Origin of the sequence: Promicromonospora kroppenstedtii DSM 19349, from assembly GCF_000515355.1 — a bacterium.
Lineage (GTDB): Bacteria > Actinomycetota > Actinomycetes > Actinomycetales > Cellulomonadaceae > Promicromonospora > Promicromonospora kroppenstedtii.
The window spans coordinates 2,129-6,063 of sequence record NZ_KI911571.1 but is presented as its reverse complement, the minus strand read 5'-3'; the positions used below and the strand labels follow the sequence as shown (position 1 = coordinate 6,063).

The 3,935-nt window shown below is 72.1% G+C and carries 6 protein-coding genes; all 6 read right to left on the bottom strand.

Going from position 1 to position 3,935, the window contains the following annotated elements; all coding sequences use genetic code 11:
* Positions 1-132 precede the first annotated feature (132 nt).
* The gene (gene mutM / locus PROKR_RS00975) at positions 133-1,317 is read right to left on the bottom strand and encodes a bifunctional DNA-formamidopyrimidine glycosylase/DNA-(apurinic or apyrimidinic site) lyase (protein ID WP_425414844.1); all 1,185 of its coding nucleotides are present in this window, start codon (positions 1,315-1,317) and stop codon (positions 133-135) included.
* A 1-nt stretch (position 1,318) separates the two neighbouring features.
* Positions 1,319-2,137: a ribonuclease III gene (rnc, locus tag PROKR_RS00970; RefSeq protein ID WP_084800182.1), complete on the bottom strand. Its 819-nt coding sequence runs from the start codon at positions 2,135-2,137 to the stop codon at positions 1,319-1,321.
* Between the two features lies 1 nt (position 2,138).
* On the bottom strand, positions 2,139-2,333 hold the full coding sequence (gene rpmF, locus PROKR_RS00965; protein WP_026365388.1) for a 50S ribosomal protein L32: 195 nt from the start codon (positions 2,331-2,333) through the stop codon (positions 2,139-2,141).
* A 2-nt stretch (positions 2,334-2,335) separates the two neighbouring features.
* Complete coding sequence (locus tag PROKR_RS00960; RefSeq protein ID WP_245605655.1) at positions 2,336-2,851, bottom strand: YceD family protein; 516 nt, start codon at positions 2,849-2,851, stop codon at positions 2,336-2,338.
* A 213-nt stretch (positions 2,852-3,064) separates the two neighbouring features.
* Complete coding sequence (gene coaD / locus PROKR_RS00955; RefSeq protein ID WP_036958923.1) at positions 3,065-3,571, bottom strand: pantetheine-phosphate adenylyltransferase; 507 nt, start codon at positions 3,569-3,571, stop codon at positions 3,065-3,067.
* The coding region (locus tag PROKR_RS00950; RefSeq protein WP_036958922.1) for an RsmD family RNA methyltransferase at positions 3,568-3,935 on the bottom strand (368 nt) is incomplete at its 5' end. The genes PROKR_RS00950 and coaD, both read right to left, overlap by 4 nt.

Genomic DNA, 3,935 nt, shown 5'->3' with positions numbered 1-3,935 from the left:
GCGCGCGGGCGGCGAGCTGCGCAACGTGGCCGGCCGCTGACCCGCCCTCCCCTCCTGTTGAGTGCTGGCTATTTGTTGTTCCGGGAGCTCGGAAGCAACAAATGGCCAGCACTCAACGGGAGGTGCGGGGGGTCAGAGGCCGCGCGGGCGGGGCTGGCAGACCGGGCAGCTGAACGACGACCGGTTCATGAACGCGTCCCGGCGCACCAGCGTGCCGCAGCGGCGGCACTCCTCGTTCTCCCGCCCGTACACGGCGAGCGACCGGTCGAAGTAGCCCGACTGCCCGTTCACGTTGACGTACAGCTCGTCGAAGCTCGTGCCGCCCTGGACCAGCGCCTCGCGCATCACCTCGGCCGCCGAGTCCAGCACGCGGCGCACGTCCACCGCCCTGAGCTTGTCCGTGGCCCGGGCCCAGTGCACCTGTGCCCGCCACAGCGCCTCGTCGGCGTAGATGTTGCCCACGCCGGACACCACTGTCTGGTCCAGCAGGGCGCGCTTGACCTGCGTCCGCCGACGACGGACCCGGCTCACCAGGGCGTCCAGGTCCAGGTTCGGGTCGAGCAGGTCGCGGGCGATGTGCGCCACGGGCTCGGGCAGCACGGGCAGGTCGGAGCCGTACCCGGCGGGGACGGTCGCGCTCGTACCGTCGGGCACGAGGTCCTGGACGCTGAGGTGCCCGAACGTGCGCTGGTCCACGAAGTCGAGGTACTGCGCGCCCGACGGCGCGTCGTCCAGGTGCAGGCGAACCCGCAGGTGCGGGTGCTTCCAGTCGTCCTCGGGGCTCGCGGCCCCGTACGGGGTCGGGGTCGGCGCGGCTTGATCGTCGGTCACCGCGTCGACCGCGATCGCCGGGTCCACGGCAGGTGCCGGTGCGGCCTGGGTCGATGCGTCCAGTGCCGAGCCGGTGGGTTCCGGCGCGGACCGCGCCGGAACCTCGTTCGCCGTCGCGCCGCGCACCAGGAGCTGGCCCGACATCCCGAGGTGGGCGAGCAGCGCGGCGGCGGGGCGGGTCTCGGCCAGCGCTGAGGGCTCGACAGGCGCTGCGGGCTCAACACTCGCTGTGGGCTCAACAGGCACTTTGGGCTCGACCGGAGGGTTGGGCCCAGGCTGCGGGCCGGGCTCCGTCAGCGGCAGCCAGAGGAACTTGCCGCGGCGCACGGCAGCCGCCAGCCGCCGTCCGGCGAGCTGGTCGCGGAAGGAATCCGGTCCGCCGTCGTGCCTGCGGACGCTGTACTCGCGGAAGACCTCGACGTCGCGTACCGTCGCGCCGACGACCAGGCGGTCGAGACCGCCGCGGACGGTCTCGACCTCGGGCAGCTCAGGCACCGGCGGCCGGCGCCTTGCTCGCGGTGGACCTGCCGTCGGCCTGCTTGTCCGCGGCCGACTTGTCGTCGACGGCCTTGCCGTCGGCGTCTGCGCCGGGCAGCGGGAACTTCTCCAGCAGGGCCCGGTAGGTCTCCTCGGCGGCGCCCTGCTCGGCGTGCTTCTTCGCCGTGCCGGAGCCGGACCCGTAGGTGACGCCGTCGATCACGACGGTGGAGTGGAACACGCGCGCGTGCTCCGGGCCCTCGAACGTGGCGATGTAGTCCGGCGAACCGAGGCCGCGCTCGGCGGAGGCCTCCTGCAGGGAGGTCTTCCAGTCCAGGCCGGCGCCCAGCCCGGCGGCGACGTCGAGCGTCGAGTCCACCAGCCGGTGCACCAGCTCGCGCGAGGTCTCCAGGCCGTGCGACAGGTACGTCGCGCCGATCAGGGCCTCGACCGTGTCGGACAGGATCGAGTCCTTCTCGAAGCCGCGCGTGCGGATCTCACCCTTGCCGAGCAGCACGTACTTGCCCAGGCCGAGGTTCCGCGCCACCGCAGCGAGGGCGCGCTGCGACACCGTCGCGGCGCGCATGCGCGCCAGGTCGCCCTCCGACTGGTCCGGGTGACGCCGGTACAGCGCCTCCGTGACCACGAGCCCCAGCACGGTGTCGCCCAGGAACTCCAGGCGCTCGTTGGTGGGGATGCCCCCGGCCTCGTGCGCGAACGACCGGTGGGTCAGTGCCAGCACAAGAAGCTCGGGGTCCAGATGGACCCCGAGCTTCTCGAGCAGCGCGGTAGGTTCCGGCCTTGCCGGCGACGTCCCGCCCTTGGCCACGTCAGCCCGCGTGAACGGTCTTCAGGGCGTCGCGGTACGTGCGGCCCTTGTAGGTGCCGCACGTCGGGCACGCCGTGTGCGGCAGCTTGTTGGCCTGGCACTGCGGGCAGGTCGTGAGGGTCGCTGCGGTGGTCTTCCACTGCGAGCGACGCGCACGGGTGTTGCTGCGCGACATCTTGCGCTTCGGAACAGCCACGGCTAGCTCTCTTTCGTCTCGTCCGACACGCTCGTAGATTCGAGCATGCTCTGTAGCGCCGACCAGCGAGGGTCGACAACGTCATGGTGATGACCGGGGTCGTCTGCCAGGCGCGCTCCGCACTCGGAGCACAGGCCAGGGCAGTCCTCCCGGCACAACGGTTGAAATGGTAGTGCAGTCACGACCGAATCCCGAAGCGAGGGCTCCAGGTCGGCCATGTCGTCCTCGAGGACGGACTCCTCGTCCTCCACGTCCGTGTCCCCCGCCTCGGCCGACGCAGCGGCGCGCTCGGGGTACGCGAACAGCTCGGTGACGTCGACCGTGAGCTCACGGGAGATGTCGTCGAGGCAGCGGCTGCACTCGCCCTTGGCGATGCCGCGGACCGTGCCGGAGACCAGCACTCCCTCCATCACGGACTCGAGCCGCAGGTCCAGCTCCAGGTCAGAGCCCTCCGGGATACCGATCACGGCGGTACCGAGGTCCGACGGCGCCTGCACGGTCGCGCTGTGCGTGCGCATCGATCCGGCACGCCGAGAGAGCTCGTGCGTGTCGAGCACGAGCGGCGAGTTCGGTTCGCGGGAAATGACGGGCTCCGATGAGGGCAGGAAAAGGACAGCGTCCGATCGGACGATGAAGGGGGTTGGACCGGCGCACGACGTCACGCCAGGGACCAAAAAGCAATCCTACGACATGGAACGGGCGTTACGCGCGCCCGTGCCGAGTGAGAGGCCTCACGAGCCCGCGGCGGGCTGCCCCAGCGCGGCCCGCAACACCTCCGGCACGCCCGCCGGGACCAGGTCGTCGACCGGGCCGCCGTGCCGCACGATGTCCTTGACCAGGGACGACGCGACGTGCGCGTAGCGCTGGTCCCCCGGCAGGAAGATCGTCTCGACGCCCGACAGGTGCCGGTTCATGAGCGCCATCGGCTGCTCGGCGTCGAAGTCGCCGCCGCCGCGCAGGCCCTTGACGACGCCGACCGCGCCGATCTCGCGGCAGAAGTCCACCAGCAGCCCCGGCACCACGGCGACCCGCACCCGGGCCAGGCCCGGCTCGCCCGATGACTCCAGGGCTGCGCGCACCAGGCCGGCGCGCGTCTCCAGGTCCAGCAGGCCCGACTTGCCGGGGTTCTTCGCGACGCCGACGACCACGTCGTCGAACATCGAGGCGGCACGGCGGACCACGTCGAGGTGGCCGAGCGTGATGGGGTCGAACGACCCGGGGCAGACGACTGTGGTCACGCGCCCACGCTATCCGACGGCGGTGTGTCGGACGGCTCGGCGTAGTAGACCGCCGTCTCGCCGTAGTCCTTGCGCGCGAACGGGGCCAGGCCGGCAGGCCAGGCGGGCTCCGGGGTGCGCGTGGACCGCTCGACGACGACGACGGCGCCGTCGGCCAGCACGCCCGGCGTGGCCAGGTGCGTCAGGACGAGGGCGAGCACGTCCTCGGCGAGATCGTACGGCGGGTCGAGGAAGACGAGGTCCAGCCCGGGCGCGCGGACGCCGGACCCCGCACCCGTGGCGGGCCCGGACGCCCGGGTCGCCAGCGAGGCCGAGAACCGCTCGGCGGTCTCGGCCGTGACGCGCACCCCGGTCAGGCCGAGGG

Excerpts from the sequence above, each read along its gene's own strand:
- PROKR_RS00960 (WP_245605655.1), bottom strand. The coding sequence starts at position 2,851 with ATGCGCACGCACAGCGCGACCGTGCAGGCGCCGTCGGACCTCGGTACC.